The organism is Acinetobacter sp. AOR18_HL (genome assembly GCF_027855145.1).
In the GTDB taxonomy this organism is placed as follows: domain Bacteria; phylum Pseudomonadota; class Gammaproteobacteria; order Pseudomonadales; family Moraxellaceae; genus Acinetobacter; species Acinetobacter pittii.
In genome coordinates this window covers 386,073-412,773 of sequence record NZ_JAKTIG010000031.1, presented here as the reverse complement: position 1 = coordinate 412,773, position 26,701 = coordinate 386,073, and the positions used below count along the sequence as shown (strand labels likewise).

The window sequence follows — 26,701 nt, the reverse complement described above, 5'->3', positions numbered from 1 at the left end:
TATAGAATCTATACCCTGAAACTAAACGCCAAGACATGAGTATGAGTGCAAAAATACAGCAAATAATTGATTCTGTTGTAAAGAATGAAACCTTAAGTGGAACTTCGCTTATTTCGACAATTTTTGGAGATTCAGTACTTCATCGGGGTGGAAACATTAGTCTTGCAAGCCTGATTCAGTTATTAGAGCTATTTGGTTTTAATGACCGCGCTGTAAGAACCTCTGTTTTTCGTTTAGTTAAAAATGATTGGTTATGTTCGGACAAAATCGGTAGAACCAGTTTTTATCGAATTACCGATTCGAGCCGTTCGACCTATTTGCAGGCCGAGCAACGCATTTATAACGACCAGATGAAAGAGTGGGACCATTATTGGGATCTTATTCTGATGTCTAGCCTCGACACTGAAAATAAAGCGTTGTTAAAGAAAGAACTCGAATGGTTAGGATTTGCCAATATTTCGACAAACTTAATGGCTTATCCGGGTTGTAACCGTATTGAACTGCAACGCTTGTTGGTTGACTTAAATATGAGTGAGCAAGTGGTGGTGTTTAAAGCCGAAACCTTGCAGCTCTTTAATAATTCGGTCGATACCATTGGACGTATGCTCAGAACTAACTGGCCCATCGATGAATTACGCCAAAGATATTTACAGTTTCTCGATATTTTTAGAGAAATTGGCGTGTTGCTGATGCAGGAAAATGAACAACTCGAACCTGTTCAGGCCTTTCAAATTCGAACTTTGCTGATTCATTATTATCGTCGGATTTTGTTGAAAGACCCTGCATTACCGCTTGAATTGTTGCCAACTGACTGGCCCGCGATTAGTGCACGAACGTTATCAATGAATATTTATAAAAAAGTATTTGAACCTGCGGATGAATACTTCTTGTCTGTTGCCGCAACAGCAGAAGGACCAATGCCAAATGCCACAGCACATTATTGGCGCCGTTTCGGAGGTTTGGTGGCAACAAATGAGAGGTTAAATCATGCCTTGTTATAGTATTGACGGTGTTATTCCCGTCGTTAGCCCAGAAGCTTTTGTACACCCAACTGCTGTTCTAATTGGTGATGTGATTATTGAAGCGGGCGTATATGTTGGGCCATTTGCTTCATTGCGTGCCGATTTTGGTCGTATTCATATTAAGCAAAATGCCAATATACAAGATAGCTGTACCGTACATGGTTTTCCGCAAAGCGTGACTTTAGTTGAGGAAATGGGGCACATTGGGCATGGCACAACTTTACATGGCTGCCGCATTGGAAAAAATGTTTTGGTCGGCATGAACAGCGTAATTTTGGACTATGCCGAAATTGGTGAAAACACCATTATTGGCGCAAATAGTCTGGTCAAAACCAAAGATATTATTCCGGCAAATGTATTGGCAATGGGAAGTCCTGCCAAGGTTGCACGTGATTTATCAGAACAAGAAAAAAAGTGGAAAACTAGAGGTACGCAAGAATACATTGAGCTTGCACAGCGCTGCTTAAACTCAATGCAAGAAGTTCAGCCTTTAAGCTCAGAGGTGGATGACCGCCTGACCTATAAGGACTTTAGTGCTTCAAACTATCAGATTAAACAAGATAGTATTTAACGGCTTATAAAGTCGATTTCAATACATAGTGATTCATAACATTTAAGGAATACTCGCACGAGTAGGGAGACGTTTGTGCAAAATATGGAAACCACAGCGGTTGATCAATTCGCAGAGCTATTGGGTGTACAAGTGCTGCATCGCAGTTTTGATGAAGCGCGTTGTCAGCTTAATGTAAAAGATGAACACATGAATGCCTTGGACGGCGTACATGGTGGTGTCATATTTTCTTTAGCTGATATTGCTTTTGCGATGGCTTGTAATGCAGGGGATGCGCCATATACTGGCTTACAGGCGGATATTCGCTATATGAGCGGTGCGAAAGATAGAGTGTTATTTGCAACGGCAACTAAGGTTGGAAGTAGTAAAAAATTCGCACATTATGAAGTTGTGATAACAGACGGTTTAAATAATAGAGTCGCTTTGTTTACATCTACGTGTTACAGACTTGCGCCGTAATATTATGAGGTTATGAGTCTCATGTCATATAAATAAAATAGCTGAATCAACACATAGTAACGCAGCAAGAACTTGCTGTTTATTTCAATATTGCTGTTTGTTTAATTTCAAAATAAGACATATATCATTTAATATTGTAACTTTAGTTTTTTAAATACGTCTTTAATTAGATTTAATAAAATAGATAAGGGGGCAATAGTGCCAGAAATTGATAATAAACAACAACCTAATCCTGAATATTCATTAAAGGTTGATTGTGCATCAGCTTTGAACTTTGTTTTACAGCAAAATTCAGTGCCCCTTATTCGACAAGTTCTAATCTCTTCAACTGAAACAATTTCTGGTTCTCGAATCGTTATTCGTTCTAATCCTGAGTATTTCAAAGAACACATCATCAATATCGCGAGTTTGGAAGCCAATCAAGTCTTGGCTCTTGATAAACCAAAATTAGCTTTTGATATTAAATTATTGCAAGAGATACCTGAGAATATTAAAGGAAGTATCGAAGTAGTTTGGTTAAATGAAAATGAAAAACTACTAGCAGAACAACAGATAGAAATCGATGTATTGACCATTGATACTTGGGGCGGAGAACGTCAGCCAATAGAGTTGTTGGCAAGTTTTTCACAACCTAATGCTTCAGCACTTAGTCCAATTCTTGTTAAAGCGAGTGAAATTCTAAAATCAAAACAATTAGGTTCATTAAATGGGTATTTGGATCGAGATAGAGATTCTGTTTTATCTCAATTGAACGCAATTTGGGAGTCCTTACTGGAACAAGACATTCATTATATTGTTAGTCCAGCAAGCTTTGTTAAAAGCGGGCAACGTGTACGTTTAGTGAAACAAATTTTTGAAGAAAAGCTAGCATGTTGTTTAGATACAACATTGCTATTAAGCGCATTAGCTGAACAAATTGGTTTAGATACTTTACTTATTATTGAAGAGGGACATGCGTACCTCGGTGTCTGGTTGAGTGAAACTCCAAATATTGACCTGATTATTGATGATGTTCAAGCACTTAGAAAAAGAAATGTGTTAGGGGAAATAGTTTTTATTGAGACAACATTATTAACCCAACAAGCAAAACTTAACAAAGCTCTTGATGCTGCATTAGTTCATATTAATGATGTTGCTAAGAAATTTTATTTTGCAATAGATGTGAGACAATCTCGCTTACGAGGAATTAAGCCAATCTCTACATTACAAGACAAGAAAAGTTATGTGGATGACACAGAGGTTGAATGGATACCTACTTCTACCCCTGCGTATGGTGTAGAAGCACAGACCACCGAAAATAAAGTGACAAGAGTAGATCGCTGGTTACGGCGTTTGTTAGATTTAAGTCTAAGAAACAAGCTATTAAATTTTAAAGATAATCGTTACAGCATCCCATTACAGTGTTCTGAGAAAACGCTTAGTAAGCTTGAAGATACGCTTGCAAATCAAGAGGGATTTTTCTTTGGAAGTATTGATACTATTTCTCTTAAAGGAGTACAACGAGAAAATGAAAGTCAGCATATTTATCAGTATGTAGATGAGAGCCTTGCAAGAAGATTACTATTTAGTTCTTTAGATAGTGGCACATTAACCAAGCGTTTAGTTGAGATTTATCGTGCTTCGCGTACTGCATTAGAAGAAGGAGGGGCCAATACCTTATTTCTTGCGGTTGGTTTTCTTGAATGGAGAGAGTCCGAACGCTCAAAACGTACATTTAAGGCACCGTTACTACTCATTCCTGTACAGATTACACGTGAGACAGCTAAAACAGGCTATCGTCTATTTATGTATGATGATGAGCCACGTTTTAACTCTACCTTATTACAATTATTAAGACAGGATTTTGAACTTGATATTGCGGGCTTAAATCCTTTACCAACAGATGATTCCGGCATAGATGTTAATCAGGTTTTACATATTGTACGAAAGGCGATTGTAAATATACCTGGATGGGAAGTAAAAGCTGAGGCTGCAATTGGTCAGTTCTCATTCTCAAAATATTTAATGTGGCTTGATTTGTCTTCACGGATGGATCAACTAAAAAATCAATCTGTAGTAAATCATCTGATTGAATCCCCACGGGAACCTTTTATTAAACAAGATGAATTCCCGCAACCTGCTCAATTAGACCAACAATATAAGCCACAACAATTATTTACGCCATTATCGTCTGATTCTTCGCAGCTGGCAGCAGTCATGTCCGCAGCATTGGGGCGTACTTTTGTGTTATCTGGTCCTCCTGGTACAGGTAAGTCACAGACCATTACCAATATGATTTCTCAATGTTTGGCAGATGGTAAATCGGTGTTATTCGTTTCTGAAAAAATGGCTGCATTAGAAGTCGTTTATCGTCGTCTGACACAAATTGGCTTAAGTGAATTGTGCTTGCAGTTACACTCATCAAAATCTCAAAAAATGGAAGTACTTGATCAACTGAGAGAAAGAGCGCAGAAAAATAATGATCCTTACTTCCTTAGTACTCAACCTAAAACAACAGAATGGCAGAAGCTTTCAGATAGATTAATTCAAACCCGTGATGAACTGAATCAACATGTAAAAAACCTCCATACATCACATTCGATAGGCTGGAGTTTATATGCTGCAATGAGTGATGAACTTCGTTATCGGGATACTCCGCATTTACGTTTTCCTGATATCAATATTGCGACTTTGACAGCAGAAAAACGGGAGCTAATGAGTGAGACAGTTGCACAAGCTGTAAGTTTACGTCAGCTCGTCAACGAAAATTCAAAAGATGTATTGAATGGTTTCGCTGAGGGTTTAGCTGGTCCAATTTGGAGTTTGGCATGGCAAGAGCAGTATCAGATATTACAAGATCAACTTGTAGACCAGATACAACGTTTGCAAAATTCAATGTCTGCTTGGCAAGAAGTCTTTGGGTTTGAAGAAAAGCAAAATCTGAGTCAGGTTAAACATGATATTACTATTTTTAAGGCATTATCCGATCTCGTTCAGCAAACCGATTTAAAATTACTAAGTGTTGTTAAAGATTTAAATTTAGGAACAATCACACAAGCGAAACAAATAGTCCAAGATTTAAGACAACAGCGTTCTTCATTAACTGGACAATACCAATCTCAAATTTATCAAGCAGATTTAAGTCAAATTGGTTTTAAATGGCGTGAAGCAGAATCAAAAATTTTTCCATTCTCATGGTTCGCAAAGTTTCAGTTGAGAAATTTGCTCAAAACTTATCAAACCTCAACTCAACGTCCTACAGCTTTGGCTGTTGCACATGACTTGCCAATTTTGCAACATATCCAAAGTCAACAAAAACAGTTCACTGAATATGAAAATCAGTTGGCGAGTAAACTTGGTCCTTACTGGCAGAGTGAAGAGAGTGCGTGGGAAAGTTTTGAAACTATTCATAATCAGTGGCAAGAAATTAAGCAGATAGTTGCTTCAAAAATTACTGATCAAGCAACTTTATTAAAAGCCGTGGAATTTAGTAAAAATAATAGTTTGGATGAAATCAAACAAAACATAGCTCAAGTGGAAAATACATTCAGTCAATTGCTGAATGATCATGCGCTAAAAAATGATATTCAACTTACTCCATATCTAGATATTAATTTTAATGAAATCCTCGCAAGACAGCATCAATTACAACAACACAGTTCATCTTGGAGACATTGGTTAAATTGGCAAGCTATAAAAAGCCAGTTGATTCAACATGGGTTAAAACCGTTGGCCTTTGAACTCTTAGATACTCCATTGGAGTTGGATGCTGCTTTAAAGCGTTTGAATATTAATTTAGCGAGACACTGGATTACTCATCAATTTAGTCAACATCCAGAATTAAATCAGTTCAATAGTCAACAACATGAACAGAAGATCCAAACTTTTGCACAGCAAGACAGAGATCACCAGCTTGCTGCGAGTCATGAGATTATTCATCGTTGGAATGCTATTTTTAGTGAACAAGATAAACATAAGGCTCAGTGGACTGTTCTCAATAAAGAATTAGGTAAAAAGCGCCGTCATATTCCTGTACGCGAATTAATGCGTCAGATTCCTGATGTGTTAGTTGGGTTAAAACCATGTTTATTAATGAGTCCGTTATCAGTTGCTCAATATCTGGATACAGAAGCAAAATTTGATGTGGTGATTTTCGATGAAGCATCACAGATTCCCGTATGGGATGCGATTGGTGCATTAGCGAGAGGTAAACAGTCAATTGTGGTGGGTGATAATAAACAAATGCCGCCAACAAGTTTCTTTGGTAAAGGAGATTCTGAGGAAGAAATCGATGAAGAAGTAACCGAAGATCTAGAAAGTATTCTAGATGAATGCCTTGCTGCTCAGCTACCAGAATTGGCCTTGAACTGGCATTACCGTAGCCGTTATGAAAGCCTCATTCAATTTAGTAATCAGAAATACTACAAAGGCGGTTTATTTACTTTCCCTGCACCTGTTGCCAAAGATACGGCTGTAAAACTACATGTGGTTGAGGGTGTATACGACAAAGGCGATACACGTACCAATAGTAATGAAGCAAAGGCGATTGTGGAATTTATTATTCAGCATTTACAGTCACAGTTAGGGCAAGACAACCCTCTGACTCTTGGTGTTGTAACTTTCAATATGACTCAACAAAAGTTAATTGAGGATTTACTGGATAATGAACTGGTGAATCATCCTGAATTAGAGACCTTGAGTAAATCAGGTATTGAACCTTTATTCGTTAAGAATTTAGAAAATGTACAAGGGGATGAGCGCGATATTATTGTCTTCTCAATTACCTATGCTAAAGATCAGGATGGCCGCTTATCAATGAATTTTGGTGCGCTTAACCGTCAAGGTGGTCAGCGTCGTTTAAATGTAGCAATTACTCGTGCTCGTCAAGGATTACATGTTTTCTCTGCTTTGAGTCCGGAAGAAATTAATTTAGCACGTACTAATAGCGAAGGTGTAAGGGATCTAAAAGACTTCCTCATTTTTGCTCGAAGTGGTCAATTGCATTTAAATTATACTGATCAAAGTAAACAGCAGGCTAAAAAAGAATTCGTACAGTACCTACAAGCTAAGTTGCAAGAAGAAGGCTGGAGTGTGGATCTTGGAATAGGTCAGGGCGATAGTTGTGTAGATATAGCTATTAAAGATGATTTGAATTTGGGTAGTTATATTGCAGGTATTATAGTAGATGGTGAAAACTACGCTAAAGCAGCTACAGCACGAGATCGAGATCAGCTGAGACCAACTGTTTTAAACGGACTAGGCTGGGAAGTTTTATCGGTTTGGACGGTAGATTGGTGGTTAGATCCAGAGCAAAACTTAGCTAAATTAGTAAATATATTAGAAGAAATAAAATCAAAGGAAGAGGTTGCTTAAATTTTATAAAAACAGATAAGGTCAACCTTATCTGTTTTTTGCCAAATCTAATTGTATTTAATCGGGAATAAATTTTGCTACGACAATTTTAGTCGTTCATATATTGATCAATTTAAAAACTTAGATATGATAAGAATTTCTTAACTAAGGGGTTTTTATTATGTCTAAAAATTCAAAACAAACTTCAAATAAAGTTGCTAAATTAGCTTCAGAAGTATTGCGAGATCCATCTTCCTCAGCAATTCAGAAAAAGTTAGCTGGATCAGCTTTAGCCCAAACGCACTCCACTAAACAAACTGGAAGTGAAATGGAATCAGAAGCGTCTAGAGTATTACAAAGTGAAAAATATAATGGTACCACAAAGACTTTAGCTGCTTCATTAGTATCGCAGTCTGATAAAGAAAGATAAGTTATGTCACTCCTTGATTTTTGTATTTAATTTTTTGATATTTAATAAGAAATAACAAACTCATCAAAATTCATCCTAATAGTAAAGGATATAAACGCGATCCAACTTTAGTGGAGTTAAAAATATTAAAGAGAAATAGTAAATGAATAACCCAATCCCTAATGTACAAATTATAGAAGATCCTGAATACGGTGTAATACTAGTTTGTCAGGATTTGGAGCTTGCAGATCAATTTGAAGATTTTTTAACGGAAAAGCATTCTGTGCTTTTCCATATAAAGTTTGAGCCAAATCAAGTTTCATTCTTTTTTGATAAAACAAACACTACTTCAAAGGTTAAAGAGCTATTCAATAAGTTTATATTATCTAGTTAATCCTAAAAGATGGAAATTGTTCGGCCAAAATAAATAAGAGAAAATGATGACAGTAGATAATTTGGAAAGTATAGATTTCATTAGCACTAGTCTAGAAGGGGATGTCGTGTTAACGATTTCTGATCATTTCGTATGGGGGAATGATGAGCATCTTTATATCCTGCAAGAAAAAATAAATAAGTATATTGATTTCATTGAGAGTGGTGATGTTTATGAAAAGTATGCACAAGCTATTGGCAAAAAAATTGTTATAGAACTTATTTATCGTTTCGATCCTTTTATGAGTGATTTTAAATTTCTGGATAAGATTAAAAAATTTTTGAGCAGTAGAGGCATAAAATTTCAATTTTCTAAGCTAGTCATCGGGTCGTAATTTATCGTTATTACAAACCTGATTTTGATCATTATATGACTCGTTGAGCCAAAGAAAACTTTAGTAAAACTATTTCTATTCCCTCATCCATCGTTGCATTTGAACTCGACTCTTTAGAGTAGAGGATTAAAATTTTTACTAAGTTTGATGACTGATTTTTTGATATTTAATAAAAAATAACTAACATTCATCCTAATAGTAAAGGATATAAATGTGATCCAACTTTAGTGGAGTTAGAAATATTAAAGAGGAGTAGTAAATGAAAAAGCAGAATTTTAGTATTGGTGCTTTATTACAAATTGACTTAAAAAATGGTCAATATGCATTTGGTCGGGTCATAAATAAAGAGGAAACACTTTTTTATGACTTTTTTACAGATAATATTTCTAGTCTTGGTCTCGATAAGATTTATTCAGCAAAAGAATTATTTCGATTGCCCGTAATGAAATATGCTATTACTTCTGGTCAATGGGTAGTGATTGACAATAAGCCTATTGAGGCAGATTTGGCGATATCAAATAAATATTTCATGCAGGATGTGATTACCAAGGAGTTTTCAATTTATCACCAAGGTAATATTCTGCCTGCAACATATGAGGAAGTTAAAGATTTAGAATGCGCAGCGGTCTGGGAGCCAGAGCATGTGGAAGATAGATTGAGAGATTATTTTTCAGGTGTACCTAATGTATGGGTTGAAGATTTAAAACCAAAGCCTTAAGTAAGTATTCTGATACGGGGAACGAAGCTGTATTAAAGAGATAATAAATCTCTAATTTCCCACTTACATTTCAAAATTAGCACCGCAATAAGCCAAAAAATCCTCTCTCTACAACCCACACTTAACAATAACTCCCTCATTATTTAGCCTTACTTTTCTAATGATTTAATTTAAAACAAATGGCATTTTGCGTGCTTGACTGCAAAAGGGTTGGGCACTATTCTTTGCCTGCTGGCCTACATTGCCAGTCGGTCGTCGCGGACCGTCCCTTAGGAACATTAAAGGTTTTATACTTTTAGTGTGTACACCCTCGTGCCCCCTCTATGGTGGAACGGAGGGGGACACCCTTGGGTGTGCTGGAGTCTTAAGGCCAGTCCGCGAACCCCCTTCGTTCTGCCACCATAATTTTAATGTCGGCAGAACTCCCAATAAAAAGGAGTTGGCTTTGTACATCCATTATTTCTTGGCTCTCAATGCCAAAAGCTATAACGACACAGCTTAAAAATTAAAGCAGCTTGAACGCCCTAAGGTTTTCAGGCTTAAAGTCTTTTTTACTTAAAACTTAGCAACAACAAAACTTGAGATGTGCCAAGCACAGTCTTTACGGCTTTGCTGTGCCTTTTTTTCTCCCAGAAAGGGCACAGGCTTTTTATCTCATTTACAAACAACAAGAATTTATAACAGTAAAACTATGCCAAAGTTAGTGCTTTCTTCCCGTGCCATACAAGTCATCAACAAATCAATTGATTTATTTCACCATCGTGGCTTTCATACCGTTGGGGTAGATCGAATCGTCAAAGAATGTGAAATTACCAAAGCGACCTTTTATAACTTTTTTCATTCAAAAGAGCGGTTTATTGAAATCTGTTTGATCGTGCAAAAAGAACGTTTAAAAGAAAAAGTGGTCTCAATTGTTGAGTACGCCCAAGACACAAGCGCGGCCGATAAACTCAAACAGCTTTATTTCTTACATACCGATGTAGAGGGGATGTACTACCTATTATTTAAAGCCATGTTTGAAACGAAACTGAGCTATCCAAAAGCCTATATCACCGCAGTGAGATATCGCACATGGCTGCTGAATGAAATTTATAGCCAGCTTATAAAACTAAAAATCGATGCGACTTTTCAAGACGCCAAACTATTTTTATATATGATTGAAGGCGCAATCATTCAGCTTTTAAGTTCAGATGGGGCAATTGATCGGGAAAAGATGTTGGATTGTTTCCTTAATGCGAATAAGGCGGTCAATGCATTTGAATATAAGCAATAAACATTGGCTTTGAATATTAAAAAAGGCCTTGTTCAAGTGGACGAGGCCTTATTTATTTTAAGCTTATTAGTTCAGTTCAGGGGGTAAATGCTGTGCCAAATAATCAATTGCAAGGCGGGTTTTGAGTGGCATAAAAGGCAGTGTAGGCCATACCAAATGAATCGGAAAAGCAATGCTCGACATGGTTTCTAACACTTGTAGCAGCTTACCGTCCTGTAATTCATTTTGAATGAGCCAGTCGGGTAGCCAAGCGATACCAGCTCCAGCAAGCGCTGCATTTTTAATGGCTTGTAAGTCATTTAAAAGAAGTTTTGCTTTGGGTTTTATAAATAATGGCTCGTCATTTTCCTTTTGAAGTCGCCATTTTTGCATTTGACCAAAATGCGGATCGGCAATCGTGGCGTGCTGGTCTAAGTCTTCAATATTTTCTAGGGGACCTGCTTCATTTAAATAGTCAGGTGAGGCACAAAGTAGCATTCGATGCTCACCAATCGATTTGGCAACGAGCTGAGTGGTGTCAGGCAATGCCCCGATGCGGATACATAAATCAAAACCTTCTTCAACCAAGTCTACATTTCGATCATTAAATGAAATTTCTAGCTGTAAGTCCGCATGTTGCTGAGCAAATTTAACCATAAGCGGGGCAGCAAAGAGTTGCCCGAACAACACTGGCACAGACATTCTTAAACGGCCTGTTGCGTTTATTTTCCCTTGGTCTAATAACGCCGCCGCATTTTGTATTTCATTCACTGCTCGGCGGCTATGTTCATAAAACAAAGCGCCTTCGTCAGTCATGCTGAGTGAACGTGTTGTTCTTTTAAATAAAGCAACGCCAAGCTGTTCTTCAAGGCGAGCAATATTTTTACTTATGGCTGAGCGAGTTAAATGCAATTGCTCGGCAGCTTTTACAAAGCTTCCAGCTTCGACCACCGTCACAAATATAGAAATTGCACTTAGCTCATGTTGCATGATTGTTGCCTAAAAGGAACCAATATAAAGAAATAATATCACCACTGTTGAATTTATTGTGGAGTTAATATGGTTTCATCAAAAAATTGGAGATGGTCATGGCTAAAATATTGGTATTAAAATCCAGCATTATGGGTGAGGGTTCACAAACCAATCGCCTAATTGATGTCATGCTTGAACACCGTAAAGACCAAGGTTTGCAAGATGACATCACCATACGCAATTTAGCTGAAATGAACCTGCCTGTATTAGATTTAGAAATTTTTCAGGCGCTTCGTGGGGCTGAAAATGTAAATCAAGACATTCAGCAGATCGTTGCTTTGTCGGACGAATTAATTGCTGAATTAAAAAGCGCTGATTTATTGGTCATTGGCGCACCCATGTACAACTTAAATGTGCCGACTCAACTCAAAAATTGGTTTGACTTGGTGGCACGCGCAAGACAAACATTCTGCTATACCGAAACTTATCCTCAAGGTTTGGTTGAAGGGGTAAAAGCGGTGGTGGTAAGTAGTCGTGGCGGTATTCATGTTGGCCAAGAGACTGAGGCAGTCACGCCTTATCTCAAAGCGGTGTTAGGTCTAATGGGCATTCATGACGTCGATTTTATCTATGCAGAAGGCTTAGACATGCAGGCCTATCGCAGCAATGCATTAGATCTGGCAAACCAGCAAGTGAAAGAATTCGCCATTTAAAATCATGAGCTGAAACTCTTGTATCTCTAATTAATGACAAGAGTTTCTAAGTCTATTTAAATTACATTTCTAAGTTCATTTGCCGTGTTACGTAGCAATGGCAAAATCTGCTGAACCAAATAGTCTTCTTGTACACGGTTGGTTTGAGACATACAGTTAAGCGCAGCTATCGCTTGACCTTGCGCATTAAATACAGGCACTGCAATCGCAATTACGCCAAGCTCATGTTCTTCTTTAGAAAGACAATAATCCGATAAGGAAATGCCCTTAAGCACTTCAAAAAACTTTGACTCATCTACTATGGTAAACGGGGTTAAGCGTTTTAAACCATAATTTTTTACCCACGTATGCTGAGCTTCTTCGGGTAGTGCAGCCAGCAATACTTTACCTGTAGACGTGGCATGGGCAGGCAGTCGGTTTCCTAAATGCATGCCATAAGGGCTTACACGTAAATTATCTTGCTGCGGTAAATAGCTACGCGCAATTGGCACCACTTCGTTATCGTCTAATACCACAATTGAGAAAGTCAGAGACGTCTGCGCGCACAAAAGGTTTAAAAATGATTGAGCAACTTTAGGCAGGTGGGCAGAGCTTAAATAAGAACTTGAAAAGCGCAGCACGCGATGCGTGAGCCAAAAGTAATGTTCATCGGTTTCTAAATAGCCTAAGTATTTTAAAGTTTTTAGATAACGCCTTGCCGCTGTACGGCTAATACCGGTTCGCTCAGCCACTTGAGTGACATTGAGCCGCTGGCGATCTGTTCCAAAAGCTTCCAGCAAAGCCAAGCCTTTTGCTAACCCTGCAATGTAATCTTCTTGACGAATTTTCTCATGCGAGTTCGGGTGCTCTAAAAAAGCATCGAGAGAAGACATCCTTTCATTCCTGTTATTTTGGTTGTTTCTGTCCGCTATTCGGACAAACTAAATGATAAACGGTTATTTTCGTCTTGGATACATAGTGCACAAAACTTAAAGCCAGTAATTTAAAAGTCAGGATGAAACAAGGATGAAGTTATGGATATTTTAAAGACACAGGTTGCAATTATTGGATCTGGACCAGCAGGGTTATTGCTTGGGCAACTTCTATATAAAGCTGGCATCGACCATATTATTGTTGAGCAACGTAGTGCTGAATATGTGGCTTCACGGATTCGTGCAGGAATTTTAGAGCAAGTTTCGGTCGATTTACTTAAACAAGCAGGCGTTGACCAAAACTTAAAAGAAAAAGGATTACCACATTCGGGCATCGAAATCTTAACCAATGGTGAATTGCATCGAGTTGATTTGGCTGCACTCACGGGTGGTAAACAAGTAACCGTATATGGTCAGACCGAAGTGACTAAAGATTTAATGACTGCGCGTGAAGCAGAGCAGCTCACTTCATTTTATGAAGCTCAAAATGTACAAGTAAAAGATTTTTACACTGCACCAAAAGTTGAGTTTGAGTACCAAGGTAAAGCCTTTCAAATTCAGTGTGACTTTATTGCTGGTTGTGATGGCTACCATGGCGTCTGCCGTGCCAGCGTGCCAGAAGATAAAATTAAGACCTTTGAAAAAGTTTATCCGTTTGGATGGTTAGGGGTGTTGGCCGATGTGCCACCTGTAGCCGATGAACTCATTTATGTACAGTCAGAGCGTGGATTTGCTTTATGTAGTATGCGTTCAGAAACACGTAGCCGTTATTATTTACAAGTCCCTTTAACAGATCACGTCGAAGATTGGTCGGATAAAAAGTTCTGGGATGAGTTAAAAAACCGCCTAGACCCTGAAAGCCGCGAAAAGCTAGTGACAGGACCTTCTATTGAAAAAAGTATCGCGCCGTTACGTAGCTTTGTGACCGAACCAATGCGTTTCGGAAAACTATTTTTAGCAGGTGATGCTGCGCATATTGTTCCACCGACAGGAGCAAAAGGCCTCAATCTTGCTGCTTCTGATATTGCTTATTTATCAAGTGCGCTTGTTGAATATTATGTCGAAGGTTCCGAGCAAGGTATAAATGAATACTCAGAAAAATGCCTACAACGTGTATGGAAAGCGGAGCGTTTTTCTTGGTGGATGACTCACTTGTTGCATCGCTTTGAAACTGAGAGCGAATTTGATCACAAGATTAAACAAGCCGAGTTAAGTTATGTGCTTGGCTCGATTGCAGGTAAAACCACCTTGGCCGAAAACTATGTCGGTTTGCCTTATGAGATTAAGCAAATTGATAGTTTCAAGCACGCAAGCTAAACTAAGTAAAAAATAAAAAGGGCATGCAAATGTCCTTTTTTTTTATATAAAAACTGGATGGAATAAGATCGTTTAAAAGATGTGATTCGGCTATAAAGTAGCCCGATACTTTTCAAAATATAGGGCTACCTATCAATTCACCTAAAGTTTAGTGGGCGTTTGCCGTAACTTTATTATTGGTTAATATCACTTGTTGTTGAGATTGAAGGGGCTTAATCACTTGTGGATTAGAGTTACTCCACGGGATATAGGCTTCTGTCAAAATATGGCCTGTAAGACTGGTTAAATCACTCGTTTTAACTTCCGCATTGCCTTGACGACCAAATAATACAACTTCATCACCTGCTTTTGCCTCTGGAATATCGGTTACATCAACCATAACAGTATTCATTGATACTCGACCAACTACTGGCGCTTTTTGTCCATTTATTAATACAAAAGCTTTATTACTAAAACTACGACGATAGCCATCCGAATAACCTACAGGGAGGTTTGCAAGTTTAGAGTCACGTTTTAAAGTATAGGTTTGGTCATAACCCACAGTTGAATCTTTAAGGTAATTATTAACCGCGGCAATTTGTGTTTTAAATGCCATCATGCCTTTAAATTCAGGGTGATTAGGAAAATCACCATATATAATTGCACCTGCACGAATCATATTTAAATGTGATTCAGGAACGTTTACAGTAGCAAATGAATTAGCTGTATGTAATGTTAATTCTTTACGATTCAGTTTGGCTTTTTTAATCAACCATGCGGTTTGTTCATTAAATTGCGCCAGACGCTCACGGACAAATTTTTCATCTTCTACGGCATAGTGGGTCATAATGCCGTCAATTTTAAGATGGGGAAGTTTGGTGATCGCCACAGCTTGTTCTTTGCCTAGAGCCGTAGCCATTTCAAGACCATTACGATCCATACCACCCGAATTTAAAGCCAAGCTGTAATGAACAGTTGTATTGTTCGCTTCTGCCCATTTAGACATACGAGCAGCTTGGTCATAATTACCTAAAAGCTCTTCAATATTTAAAGCCTGTGCGTTGATAATTTCACTATCTGTGGCTGTACGTAAACGTGTAATTTTGCCTTTATAGCCATGCTTACGCACCATAGCCGCTTCAGCATTACTGGTAATGCCAATACAAGATACGTTTAACTTCATAACACTTGGCATAAGTAGATCAATACTATGGCCGTATGCGTTAGCTTTCATGACTATACAAAGTTGTGTTTTGCCATTAAGTAACTGAGTTGTCCTTTTAATATTATCTTCAAAAGCTTGAGTATCAATTTCAATCCATGCATTTGCTGTAGGAGCAGGGCTTACTTCATTTGTAACATGGGGAGTAAGTAAAGGAGCTGCATGAGCAAATTGCACCGAACCGAATAATATTAATGCACAGCTATAAGCGAGATGAGAAAATTTTGTTTTAAGTTTCATGAGTTTTTTAATCTTTCCTGGCTGAATATAATTTAATGCTGGGTGGATTTTTATGGTTAAGTACTGAAATATAATTGATTTAAAATGTCACATGATTTTGTCGCAATAATACTTTCTCCTTAAAATATTATAGTCGCTATTAAGTAAAGTTTAATTTTGCTTAAACTAAATTGAAAAAATACAAATCTGATTTCAATTAATCTTAATTAAATCTAAATATACATTCATAAAAAAACAAGAAGAAAAATTATTATAATTTTTTGAATGTTATTTTTTTAATCTATCTATTGGTGCTGTTTTTAATAAAATTTTTTAAAATATAACATTTGGTAAATAATTAACTTTATTATTACAAAAGATTTTTTTATTTTTTTAAATAAATTGGATTGTATTTTTTATCGGTTGGTAAAATATAAAAAATTGGTGAAATAAAGAACCGTAATTTTATTCAATAGAATACAAAAAATTAAAATAACTATATTTTTCATTGGTTTGTTTGTTGCTCGTTAAAGCTGTTTAGAAGTTGTGAATTATTTTGAGTCAATTTTTAAGCGTCTAATGTCATATTTAATAGTTTTTCATAAGTTAATTTAAATTTTATAAATAAAATATTAATTAGATTGAATGAATAATTGGATGGTATTTAGCCGCAAGTTTTTGATTTTTGTTTTGTGTAATAAATGAGCTAGTATGTCTTATATTCTTTTTTTAATTCGATTTATTGTTTAAGGTTTTAGTTAAATTAAAATTTTATGTCTGTTTTGAGGTTAAGTAATTTTCTTAATATTTTAGTTTTTATTAAATGAATAATTTTGTATTAAGACTTTATAAATATAAGATGATGAGTATGTTTTTTTATTGCTCAGAATAGTTTGGCTTTTTCTTGATCATATTATTCTAATTCTACAAGGATGTAATATAGGAGGGCTGATATTGATTTTTAGTGCAAACCATCAATTCCTGTGTAAGAGTCCGTACAGAAATATGAATTTTTATCTTAAAAAGTGTCTAACTAAATATGATGTAATGGCTATGCCATGCCGATTTTTCTTGATGAACAAATGAGCTAAGGAAAGATTTTCGAAGCCATTGGTACACCCACCATTTTTTATGAAAAAATGAATTGGAAAAAAGCGGGGAATAGGACACATTTTGCTTAAAAGATCAGCATTAATAAAAGCTTTTGTCACATTTTTTCAGTATATTGCTATTAATTTCTTTATTTATAAATTCTAAGTTTGTATGGAACAGGACCAAGCTCGCATACCTAAATATATTCCTATTCGCGATGCAATTGCCCACGATATTGAATCTGGCGTATTAGAAGCCCACGTAAAACTCCCATCAGAAAGAGTGCTTTCTGAACAATTCCAAACTACTCGCGTGGCTGCGCGTGAAGCTTTGCTGGCTTTGGAAACCGATGGTTTGATTTATCGTTTAGACCGCCGTGGTTGGTATGTTCGCTCTCCGCGTATTATTTATCACCCTCAATCTACCAAAAACTTTAATCAGTTTGTGATTGAACAAGGCTATGAACCTTCGACAGAAGTGATTTCGAGTGAATTGACTCAGGCTACTTCTTGGGATGCTAAGCATTTAAAAGTTGAAAAAGGGCATCCGATTTATTCAGTTTGGCGACGTCGTTGTATTAATGGTCGACCTGTTTTGGTTGAGCATTTACGGGTGAATGCCGAGCTTTTTCCTGAGTTTTTAACTCATGATCTCAAGCAATCGATTACTTTACTGATGGCAAATCAATATAACTGCCATATCACCAGAGCCGATATTAACCTCTATCCAACCGCTTTATCGGAACAGCAGGCCAAAGCACTGCATGTCAATGTGGGCGCCCTTGGTTTATATATTTGCCGTAGCAACAGAAATGAAGAGGGCGTGATTACCGATGTTGACCAAGAATATTGGCTACATGATGTTTTAGATTTACATTTCGAGGCGCGAGCATAAAAATACAATCTGGTTTAAACCAGATTAATTAAACTGTCATATAAACCTGTTGAAATACGATCATCAAATAATTGCATTCGATGGTTTGCAGATGAAACAGTATGTTCAACAGACAATTAAACTTGGCACTGCATCAGTTTTAGGTGTAGTGGTCGCTATTCAAATGGGATGTTCATCAGCAACATCAAAACAATCAGAAGAAATTACAGTCTATACGGCAGTGGAAGCCGACCAACTTAAGCAATACCAAGAAGAATTACACAAAGCCTATCCAGAGCTAAAAGTAAAATGGGTACGTGATTCAACAGGGGTGATCACCGCTAAACTTTTGGCAGAGCAGAAAAACCCACAAGCGGATGTGGTTTTTGGTGTGGCTTTAACCAGTTTGCTGGTCATGGAAAAGAAAGACATGCTTGAGCCTTTCCAACCTGAAGGTGTGCAAAATTTAAAACCAATATTTGTAAGTCAAAAATCTGTTCCGACGTGGACGGGTATGGATGCATGGGAATCTGCAATTTGTGTAAATAAAGTCGAATTAGAAAAGCGTAAGTTACCAATTCCAAAAACTTGGAAAGATTTAACCAATCCCATTTATAAAAACCTGATTGTGATGCCAAATCCGGCTTCGAGTGGCACAGGCTATTTAGATGTCACGGCTTGGATGCAAATTTGGGGCGAAAAGCAGGCATGGGACTATATGCAAGCTTTGGATAAAAACATTTCCCAATATCCTCACTCGGGTTCAAAACCTTGCAAGATGGCAGCACAGGGCGAAATCCCAATTGGTGTTTCTTTCGGTTATCCGGCATTTAAATTAAAAGCAGAGGGCGCGCCTTTAGAAGTGGTTTATCCAACTGAAGGTTTAGGCTGGGAAATGGAAGCTTCAGCAATTATGAAAGGAACCAAGAAATTAAGTAGCGCGCAAAAATTTATAAATTGGTCGGTAAGCAAAGCGGCAAATGAAGCCTATGCCCATAACTTTTCAATGGTGGCCTATAAAGGCATTAAAAATACCACTATGGACTTCCCGAAAAATCTTCCTCAAATGCTCGTAAAAAATGATTTTTATTGGGCGGCCGAGCAGCGTGAACGTATTTTGGCTGAATGGTCAAAGCGTTTTGAAAAGTGATCTTTTGGATAAGGGCTTCATTATGCAAATTCCTTCGTCGTTGCAATCATCGCTGCTAGGTCAAAACCAAAAGGGCGAGTTAGCAGGGCATTTATTGTCGACCTTAACGACCTATAAATATCCTGAACATGGCCCCTCAGTTTTAGAAGTGGTGGATATTCAAAAAAAGTTCCAACACTTTCAGGCCCTAACGCATATTAATTTAGACCTGAAAGCAGGCGAGTTCGTGAGCTTTTTAGGGCCTTCAGGGTGCGGTAAAACCACATTGCTGCGCATAATTGCGGGTTTAGAAAAACCTGATTATGGAAAGGTTATAAAAAAAGGCGCAGACATTACATTGCTAAGTGCTGAAAAGCGTCACTGTGGCATTGTGTTTCAGAACTATGCGTTATTTCCAAACTTAAACGTTGAAGAAAATATTGCGTTTGGCTTAGATAAAAAAAAGTGGGATAAGGCACAGCGTAGCCAAAGGGTTCAGCAATTATTGGAACTGATTGAATTACCTGATATTGCTAAAAAATATCCAAACCAATTGTCAGGCGGGCAGCAGCAACGTGTTGCGCTTGCTCGAGCAATTGCGCCGAATCCAGATATTTTACTGCTGGATGAACCATTGTCCGCACTCGATGCTCAGGTACGTCTAAACCTAAGACAAAAGATCCGTTCGATTCAATCGCAGCTTAATTTGCCCACTATTATGGTCACACACGATCAAGAAGAAGCATTAAGCATTTCTGACCGTGTGGTAGTGATGAATCATGGCGTTATTGAGCAAATTGATACACCGCACAATATTTACTACAAGCCACAAACCCAATTCGTTGCCAAGTTTATTGGCACCATGAACTTTTTAACTGCCACTTGTTCAGTCGCCAATCAGCTCGAGGTTTTAGGTTTTATTCCTCTAAATTTAGAGCAACAAAAACTTAAAGCTGGGGAAAATTACAGCATTGGTTTTAGACCCGAAGCTGTCGAGTTGGTTGATGATTTTGGTAGTGATAAAGAGTCGTTGTATTTGTCAGTTAAAGTATTAAGCACTGAATTTTTGGGCGCCAAGCGTCGTTTGTTTTGCGCTATTCATATCGATGGAATTGAGCAGGCAAAACACCTGTTGCAAATTGAAATTGAAAGTACCAAGTTCAAATCTTTGCAAGAACTCATGTTTATAAAAGTGCCTAATCAGCTCATTCATGTCTTTGACGAACAAGGATACGCACTATGTTAAATGAAGCTGCTTCAGCGGTTTTAAAAACACAGCCGCGTCGAAAAACTGAATATTCATTAAGATCAAATATTGCTTTGGCTATGGTCGCAATCGCTTTGACTTTAGCGATTATTGCTCCTTTAATCATGTTATTTGAAACTGCATTTTTTGATGAAAATCAAAATTTTGTTGGTCTTGAAAATTTTTATAACTATTTTGCAAGTCCAGCTTTACTCAGTTCTATATTTAACTCGGTGTGGGTTGCTTGTGCTGCTACTGTCATTACAGTATTGCTTGCCAGTATTTATGCTTTTGCCCTGACCAATGTGAATATTAAAGGCAAAGGCTTCTTTAAAGTAGTCGCTTTTTTACCGATTTTAGCGCCATCACTTTTGCCTTCTTTGGCATTGGTTTATTTATTTGGTAAGCAAGGTGTGTTTAAACCTTTGCTGGGCGATATACAAATTTATGGCCCAATCGGTATTTTAATCAGCTACTGCTTTTGGCTATTTCCGGCAATTTTGATGTTGATGATGGTGTCTTTTCGCAGTGTCGATCAGCGTTTAATTGAGGCGTCTTTGTCGCTCGGCAAAAATATCTGGAAGACGCATTATCACGTCACATTACCTGCAATTCGCTATGGGCTTATTAGTGCAAGTCTGGTGGCTTTTATTTATGTACTGACCGATTTTGGGATTCCAAAAGTCATTGGCGGTTCATTTAACATGATGGCGCTTGATGTCTATAAACAGATTATTGGTCAGCAAAATATGAGCATGGGTGCAGTGATTTCCATCTTATTGTTGTTACCAGCAGTTTTTGTATTCATTTGCGATCGTATTCAAAGCAAACGCCATGCACGGTTTCAAGCTTTTCAGGCTAAACCTTATGTTTCAGCATCGAATAAAAAACTTGAAGTCGTTCTGGGCTTATTTTGTGGTTTAGTTTCAGGTGTGATTTTACTGATTATCTTTACGGCAGTGCTGGCTTCATTCATTCAGTCTTGGCCTTATGATTTGTCTTTGACCTTAGCACATTACAGTTTTGAATATGTCGATGGCGGCGGTTGGGCAGCGTACTTTAACTCGGTTCGCATGGCACTCTTTAGTACGGTTTTTGGAACAGCACTGATTTTTATGGTGGCGTTATTAACCGAACGTTTTAAGGCACATCCACTCATTAAAAATTATGTACAGGCTTTGGTTTTACTGCCACTCGCTGTGCCGGGGTTGGTGCTAGGTATTGCTTATATTTTGTTTTTTAACCAGCAAAGTAATCCGATAAATGTGCTGTATGGAACCATGACCATTTTGGTGATTTCAACCATGGTGCATTATTACACTGTGCCACATCTGACTTTAACCAATGCCATTAAACAGATTCCGCTACAGCTCGATCAGGCGGCGGAAACTCTAGGAACATCAAAGTGGAAAACCTTTTGGAAAGTATATTTGCCCATGTGTTTTCCAGCGCTATGTGATGTGTCGGTCTATGTTTTTGTGAATGCCATGACCACTGTGTCGGCTGCCATTTTCCTCTATTCACCAGACACCAGTTTAGCGGCGGTAGCCGTTTTAAATATGGATGATGCGGGAGACACGGTTGCTGCTGTTGCGATGAGCACTCTAATTTTAACCACATCATGTGTTGTAAAACTCATTCACTGGTTATTTACCCGAAAAATTATGGCACGAAGTCAGCAATGGCGTGAAAGCGCTCACTAAGTTTTAGCTAAACACAATTTTTATTTAACCGACTGAAATGAAAATGCTTTGTTCAACAAGGCAAGGGTTTATTCATCCTAAATTTCGCAAATTGGAAGTCTTATGAATAACGCACAGTTTGATTTAATTGTTGTCGGAGCCGGTATTTTAGGTCTATCCGCTGCCATACAGGCACAAGAACAAGGCTTAAAAGTTTGTATCTTCGAGAAAAATGCTCAACCAGTGGGGGCAACTCGCCGTAATTTCGGCATGGTCGGAACTTCGACATTAACCCATCCAGAGCAACAGTGGCGAAAGTACGCGCTTGAAACGCGTTCTTTTTATCAGCGAATTCAAGCTGAAACCGATATTTCGTTTGCTCAACGCCAAGGTGTTTATCTGGCAAACACTGCACTTGAATGGCAGGTTTTAAATGAGTTTGCCGAGCGTGCAAATAATTACCAAATTCCAGTTTATTTACGAAGTCATGATGAACTGGTCACCCAATTTTCTTATTTAAATCCCGAACAGCAGTTTCAAGGCGGCTTGGTTTTTGAGGAAGATTATTCGGTCGAACCACATGTGATTGGGCAGCGACTATTGGCATATGCCGAAAGAAAAGGCGTAAAGATTTATACCAATGCTTGTGTCGTTCAAACCCAATATCAATATGAAAGTTGTCTGGTTCGTTTGGCGAGTGGAGTGACTTATCGGGCAAATAAAGTTTTGATCTGTCACGGTGAAGTTATCGATGTTTTATATCCAGAACTGCTGCAAAGTTTGAAATTGAAACGTTGTGGCTTACAAATGGCACTGACTCAACCATTTCAACAAAAATTAAATGCTTCTCTTTATTCAGGCTTATCTATTTCACGTTATCCGGCTTTTGAAATTTGCCCAAGTCATGCTGAGCTAGTTAAAGCGTCACAACAAGGTTTCATTAAAGAATTCGGTATTCATATTCTGATTAAACAAAACGAATTTGGTGAACTGATCGTGGGCGATAGTCACGAATACCATCCGATTAATGAACCGCCTCAGTTCGAGCAGCGTGAAGAGATTAATGAATTTATCCAAGCTTACTGCCATGAAAAATTAGGGCTGACTTTACCTCCAATTCAAAAACGTTGGAATGGTTATTACCTGACTCATGAAGATGAGTTGGCCTGTGTCACTGAAGCTGAAAAAAATATCTTTCTGGTGAGTGCAATTGCTGGCAAAGGTATGACCACAGGGGCTGGATTTATGAAAGAAATATTAGAACAAAATATTTACTAGTTTGTCATCTGGTTTAAACCAGATTGATGTATATTGAAATGAACGTGAAAGAAATGAGTACCATTATGAACATGCAACCCCAACTCGATATGGATTTAGAGAACAAGTATTTGCTTCTCACACCAGGACCATTATCAACATCGGCAACAGTACGCCGTGCTATGCAAAAAGACTGGTGTACTTGGGACCAAGAATATAATTCGCTTGTACAAGATATCCGCTCTCGATTGGTCAATTTGGCAACCAGTCAGCCTGAAAAATATACGGCTGTGTTAATGCAAGGCAGTGGTAGTTTTGCTGTGGAGTCTGTGCTTGGTTCAGCTATTCCACGTGATGGCAAAATCTTGATCATTAATAACGGCGCATACGGTGCACGTATGGTGCAAATGGCGCGTTGCCTAAATATTGAAGTGATCGAGCTGAACTATTTAGAAACCCAAACACCAGATTTACAAGAAGTTGAGCGTGTTTTAAAAGATAAAACTATTAGCCATGTTGCTTGTGTGCACTGTGAAACTACCACTGGTATTTTAAACCCGATCCAAGAGATAGGCCGTTTAGTTAAAGCGGCAGGAAAAATCTGGATTGTAGATGCCATGAGTTCATTTGGTGGAGTACCTATGGATATGGCTGAGCTTGAAATTGATTTTCTAATTTCAAGTGCAAATAAATGTATTCAAGGTGTTCCGGGCTTTGGGTTTATTTTGGCAAAGCGTGATTGCCTAGAAGCATGTAAAGGCTTGGCTCGTTCGGTCAGTCTCGATTTGTATGACCAGTGGAACACAATGGAGCAGCATAACGGTAAATGGCGTTTTACCTCGCCAACCCATGTGGTACGTGCATTTTATCAAGCATTGCTTGAGCTTGAAGTCGAAGGGGGAGTTGCTGCACGTTATCAACGTTATTTACAGAACCAACAAACCTTATCGCAAGGTATGCAACAACTGGGCTTTGAATTGGTGCTCGGTAAAGAGTGCCCACAATCACCCATCATTACTACTTTTCTTTACCCAACAGCCGAGACATTTAGCTTCCAGTCATTTTATGAAACGTTGAAAAAATCAGGTTATGTAATTTATCCGGGCAAAGTCACTGACCTTAATTGTTTCCGTATTGGCAATATTGGAGAAGTTTATATTCACGACATTGAAGGGCTTCTTGCTGCGATTGCGAGCTACTGTCAAAACCATCTCAATCAAGCTGTAACAGCATAATTTTTATTAAATTAAAGGGAATACATCATGACAACCAACAATACACAAATTCAGGCTGTAGTTTTTGACTGGGCAGGTACAACTGTAGATTTTGGATCACGCGCACCAATTTTGGCTTTTATGGCTTTGTTTAAAGACAATAAAATTGAAATTACGGTTGAAGAAGCACGTGAACCAATGGGTTTAGAAAAACGTGACCATATTGCTGCCGTTTTAAAAATGCCGCGTGTCGCAGCTGCATGGCAGGAAGTATATGGGCAAGCTGCAACTGAAGCAGATATTGACCGTTTATATAAAGACTTTATTCCGTATCAGTTAAATTCTATTCCAACATGTTCTGCTTTAATTCCGGGCGCATTGGAAACGTTTGAAAATATTAAAAAGCGTGGTGCAAAAATTGGGAGTAACACGGGTTATGCGTCCATGATGATTGGCCGCTTGGTCAAAGATGCTGCTGACCAGGGTTACCGACCGGACTGTATCGTTACTGCCAGCGACGTGAAATATGGCCGTCCATATCCTGAAATGTTATGGAAAAACTTAATTCAACTCGACGTATCTGACATCAAAACCGTTGTAAAAGTAGATGATACTGTGGTGGGTATTGATGAAGGTTTAAATGCCGGATGCTGGACAGTAGGACTTGCAGTTAGTGGTAATGAAGTCGGTTTAAGCTATGAAGAGTGGAGTGCACTATCGGTCGATGAACAGATTGTTCTAAAAGATAAGGCATACCAAAAAATGAATGCGTCTGGGGCTCACTATGTGATTGATAGTGTCGCTGATTTGCCAAATGTACTCGATGATATTGAACGCCGTTTGGGGCAGGGTGAACGACCTTAAACAAATGTTTAGGTCAATATTTTTTTTAAGCTTAGCTCCCTTGGGAGCTAAGCTTACCTAAAAAATTAAAATGAAGAGTAATAAACTCTACATATGGGGAAATAAAGAGTAACTTTGAAGAGTAAATTCCTTATTTCCTGCTAACCATCTAAAACACATGTTTAGATCGTTAGACCATCAATCCTATAGTCATAAGACCTATAGTATTTTTTGTGATGGATCTTTTACGACTTTTGAGGGTCGTATAATTTTTCTTTAATGAATAGGGCTGGTATCACACCACAAATCAGGTAGGCAGCGCCCATCACGACAAAACCTAAACCAATTGAGCCGCCAGAGGCTAAGAAACCAATCGTTGCAGGAGCCAAAGCAGCACCTAAACGTCCAACGTTATAAGCACCACCAATGGCTGTACCGCGGATTGCTGTTGCAAAGCTTTCGGTCATGTAGGTTGCATTTACGCCATAAGGGATGCCGTAGAGGAAACCAAAAGTGACCAGTAAATATAGAATGTTGCTTGGTGAGTTATAAAAAACAATTAAAGGTAGGAAAATAGCAGTACCGATTGCACCAAAAGCATAGGTAAAACGACGTCCTAATTTATCTGCCATCATGCCCGCAAGGACTTTACCTAAAATCATGGCGGTATATGTACCTACCATATAGGCAGTCATTTCCTTAAATTTCATACCCAGTTCGCTTTCTAGATATGAAGGCATCCAGTTATTTACGCCATAGTAGCCAAACTGTAAAAAGCCTGCCGTTAGCGCCCATAGGATAAACATATTACGGTTTCGTTTATCTTGGAAAATAAGCTTAAATGCCGAGGTTTTTTGAGCATTTTGAGCCACAACTGGTTGTTGTAGTCGAGACTTTTGCCATGCTTCTGGTTCCGGTACAAGCACATGCATGAGGAAAGCAATAACAACAGGAATGATCGCAACATAAAACAGCATACGCCAGCCATGATCAGGAATAATCCAACCTGCAAGCAAGGTCGCAACAATATAGCCGACGGTCCAGCCAGCTTGTAGTGTGCCCAGTACTGTTGTGCGATAACGGGTTGGAACATATTCGGCCATGAGGGTATTACAGGCAATATAAAGTGAACCCAAACCCAGTGATGCAAAAAATCTTAAAATACCAAACTGAAGAAAGCTTTGGGTGAAACCTAAGCCACAGGTGAGGAGCGAGAAAGTTAAAATAGAAATAACCACAATGCGCACACGACCAAATTTATCGCATGCCCATCCCCCAAAAATTCCACCAACAGCCATGCCTGCCAATGTGAAACTGCCAAGCATACCTGCTTGTACTGAACTTAATCCAAAATCTGCCTTAATACTATTTAAGCTATAAGACAGTAGCATCAAATCTGCACCATCTACCAACAGTGCTAGAAAAGCAAAAATAAAAGCTATTTTCCACGTATGAGGCTGTATACGAGAAAGACCTTCTTTGTAATTTGTAGCCATAATCCAT

The 26,701-nt window shown here is 38.2% G+C and carries 22 protein-coding genes; 18 read left to right on the top strand and 4 right to left on the bottom strand.

The window, feature by feature from the left end:
* Positions 1-35: 35 nt before the first annotated feature.
* From paaX to MKL51_RS10035, 9 genes are all read left to right on the top strand, one after another.
* On the top strand, positions 36-1,001 hold the full coding sequence (gene paaX, locus MKL51_RS10075) for a phenylacetic acid degradation operon negative regulatory protein PaaX (RefSeq protein WP_000062822.1): 966 nt from the start codon (positions 36-38) through the stop codon (positions 999-1,001).
* Entirely contained in the window at positions 988-1,593 is a 606-nt protein-coding gene (locus MKL51_RS10070; RefSeq protein ID WP_017481516.1) for a DapH/DapD/GlmU-related protein, read from the top strand. Before paaX ends, MKL51_RS10070 begins: the two co-directional genes overlap by 14 nt.
* A 75-nt stretch (positions 1,594-1,668) precedes the next feature.
* Entirely contained in the window at positions 1,669-2,052 is a 384-nt protein-coding gene (locus MKL51_RS10065; protein ID WP_017481517.1) for a PaaI family thioesterase, read from the top strand.
* A gap of 198 nt (positions 2,053-2,250) precedes the next feature.
* Positions 2,251-7,404: a DUF4011 domain-containing protein gene (locus tag MKL51_RS10060; protein WP_017481518.1), complete on the top strand. Its 5,154-nt coding sequence runs from the start codon at positions 2,251-2,253 to the stop codon at positions 7,402-7,404.
* A gap of 160 nt (positions 7,405-7,564) precedes the next feature.
* Positions 7,565-7,813 carry a hypothetical protein gene (locus tag MKL51_RS10055; protein WP_017481519.1) on the top strand — a complete coding sequence of 83 codons (249 nt, stop codon included), beginning with the start codon at positions 7,565-7,567 and terminating at the stop codon, positions 7,811-7,813.
* A 142-nt stretch (positions 7,814-7,955) separates the two neighbouring features.
* Complete coding sequence (locus MKL51_RS10050; protein ID WP_017481520.1) at positions 7,956-8,186, top strand: hypothetical protein; 231 nt, start codon at positions 7,956-7,958, stop codon at positions 8,184-8,186.
* Between the two features lie 43 nt (positions 8,187-8,229).
* Positions 8,230-8,559, top strand: coding sequence for a DUF6572 domain-containing protein (locus MKL51_RS10045; protein ID WP_228129604.1), 330 nt, complete (start codon positions 8,230-8,232; stop codon positions 8,557-8,559).
* Between the two features lie 259 nt (positions 8,560-8,818).
* Positions 8,819-9,277: an Imm26 family immunity protein gene (locus MKL51_RS10040; protein WP_057089809.1), complete on the top strand. Its 459-nt coding sequence runs from the start codon at positions 8,819-8,821 to the stop codon at positions 9,275-9,277.
* A 691-nt stretch (positions 9,278-9,968) separates the two neighbouring features.
* Complete coding sequence (locus MKL51_RS10035; protein WP_057089808.1) at positions 9,969-10,550, top strand: TetR/AcrR family transcriptional regulator; 582 nt, start codon at positions 9,969-9,971, stop codon at positions 10,548-10,550.
* A gap of 66 nt (positions 10,551-10,616) precedes the next feature.
* Here MKL51_RS10035 and MKL51_RS10030 read toward each other — a convergent pair whose 3' ends face one another.
* Positions 10,617-11,519: a LysR family transcriptional regulator gene (locus MKL51_RS10030; protein ID WP_017481525.1), complete on the bottom strand. Its 903-nt coding sequence runs from the start codon at positions 11,517-11,519 to the stop codon at positions 10,617-10,619.
* A gap of 98 nt (positions 11,520-11,617) precedes the next feature.
* Here MKL51_RS10030 and MKL51_RS10025 point away from each other — a divergent pair, with 98 nt between their 5' ends.
* Positions 11,618-12,214, top strand: a complete 597-nt coding sequence (locus MKL51_RS10025; RefSeq protein ID WP_017481526.1) for an NAD(P)H-dependent oxidoreductase — start codon at positions 11,618-11,620, stop codon at positions 12,212-12,214.
* A 56-nt stretch (positions 12,215-12,270) separates the two neighbouring features.
* Here MKL51_RS10025 and pobR read toward each other — a convergent pair whose 3' ends face one another.
* Positions 12,271-13,086, bottom strand: coding sequence for an IclR family transcriptional regulator PobR (gene pobR / locus MKL51_RS10020; protein ID WP_017481527.1), 816 nt, complete (start codon positions 13,084-13,086; stop codon positions 12,271-12,273).
* A gap of 141 nt (positions 13,087-13,227) precedes the next feature.
* On the opposite strand from pobR, the gene pobA reads away from it, so the two are divergent.
* Positions 13,228-14,442 carry a 4-hydroxybenzoate 3-monooxygenase gene (gene pobA / locus MKL51_RS10015; RefSeq protein ID WP_057089807.1) on the top strand — a complete coding sequence of 405 codons (1,215 nt, stop codon included), beginning with the start codon at positions 13,228-13,230 and terminating at the stop codon, positions 14,440-14,442.
* Positions 14,443-14,590: 148 nt separating this feature from the next.
* Here the strand turns inward: pobA and alr are convergent, their stop codons facing one another.
* Entirely contained in the window at positions 14,591-15,883 is a 1,293-nt protein-coding gene (gene alr, locus MKL51_RS10010; RefSeq protein ID WP_017481529.1) for an alanine racemase, read from the bottom strand.
* A 1,242-nt stretch (positions 15,884-17,125) separates the two neighbouring features.
* Between alr and MKL51_RS10005 the strand changes: the two genes are divergently transcribed.
* The 7 genes from MKL51_RS10005 (at position 17,126) to phnX (ending at position 25,219) form a co-directional block, all read left to right on the top strand.
* Entirely contained in the window at positions 17,126-17,848 is a 723-nt protein-coding gene (locus MKL51_RS10005; protein WP_017481530.1) for a UTRA domain-containing protein, read from the top strand.
* Between the two features lie 91 nt (positions 17,849-17,939).
* Positions 17,940-18,977, top strand: a complete 1,038-nt coding sequence (locus MKL51_RS10000; protein ID WP_017481531.1) for a putative 2-aminoethylphosphonate ABC transporter substrate-binding protein — start codon at positions 17,940-17,942, stop codon at positions 18,975-18,977.
* A 22-nt stretch (positions 18,978-18,999) separates the two neighbouring features.
* The gene (locus tag MKL51_RS09995) at positions 19,000-20,202 is read left to right on the top strand and encodes an ABC transporter ATP-binding protein (RefSeq protein ID WP_270904287.1); all 1,203 of its coding nucleotides are present in this window, start codon (positions 19,000-19,002) and stop codon (positions 20,200-20,202) included.
* Positions 20,196-21,905: a putative 2-aminoethylphosphonate ABC transporter permease subunit gene (locus MKL51_RS09990; protein WP_057090073.1), complete on the top strand. Its 1,710-nt coding sequence runs from the start codon at positions 20,196-20,198 to the stop codon at positions 21,903-21,905. The genes MKL51_RS09995 and MKL51_RS09990 overlap by 7 nt, the downstream gene beginning before the upstream one ends.
* Before the next feature lie 102 nt (positions 21,906-22,007).
* On the top strand, positions 22,008-23,162 hold the full coding sequence (locus tag MKL51_RS09985; RefSeq protein ID WP_017481535.1) for a TIGR03364 family FAD-dependent oxidoreductase: 1,155 nt from the start codon (positions 22,008-22,010) through the stop codon (positions 23,160-23,162).
* Between the two features lie 26 nt (positions 23,163-23,188).
* A complete protein-coding gene (phnW, locus tag MKL51_RS09980; RefSeq protein WP_017481536.1) occupies positions 23,189-24,376 on the top strand; it encodes a 2-aminoethylphosphonate--pyruvate transaminase in 1,188 nt (395 codons plus the stop codon).
* Positions 24,377-24,403: 27 nt separating this feature from the next.
* Positions 24,404-25,219 (top strand): phosphonoacetaldehyde hydrolase, encoded by an 816-nt coding sequence (gene phnX / locus MKL51_RS09975; RefSeq protein ID WP_017481537.1) that lies wholly within the window; start codon positions 24,404-24,406, stop codon positions 25,217-25,219.
* 224 nt (positions 25,220-25,443) lie between these two features.
* Here the strand turns inward: phnX and MKL51_RS09970 are convergent, their stop codons facing one another.
* Positions 25,444-26,694 (bottom strand): MFS transporter, encoded by a 1,251-nt coding sequence (locus MKL51_RS09970; protein ID WP_017481538.1) that lies wholly within the window; start codon positions 26,692-26,694, stop codon positions 25,444-25,446.
* Positions 26,695-26,701 lie beyond the last annotated feature (7 nt).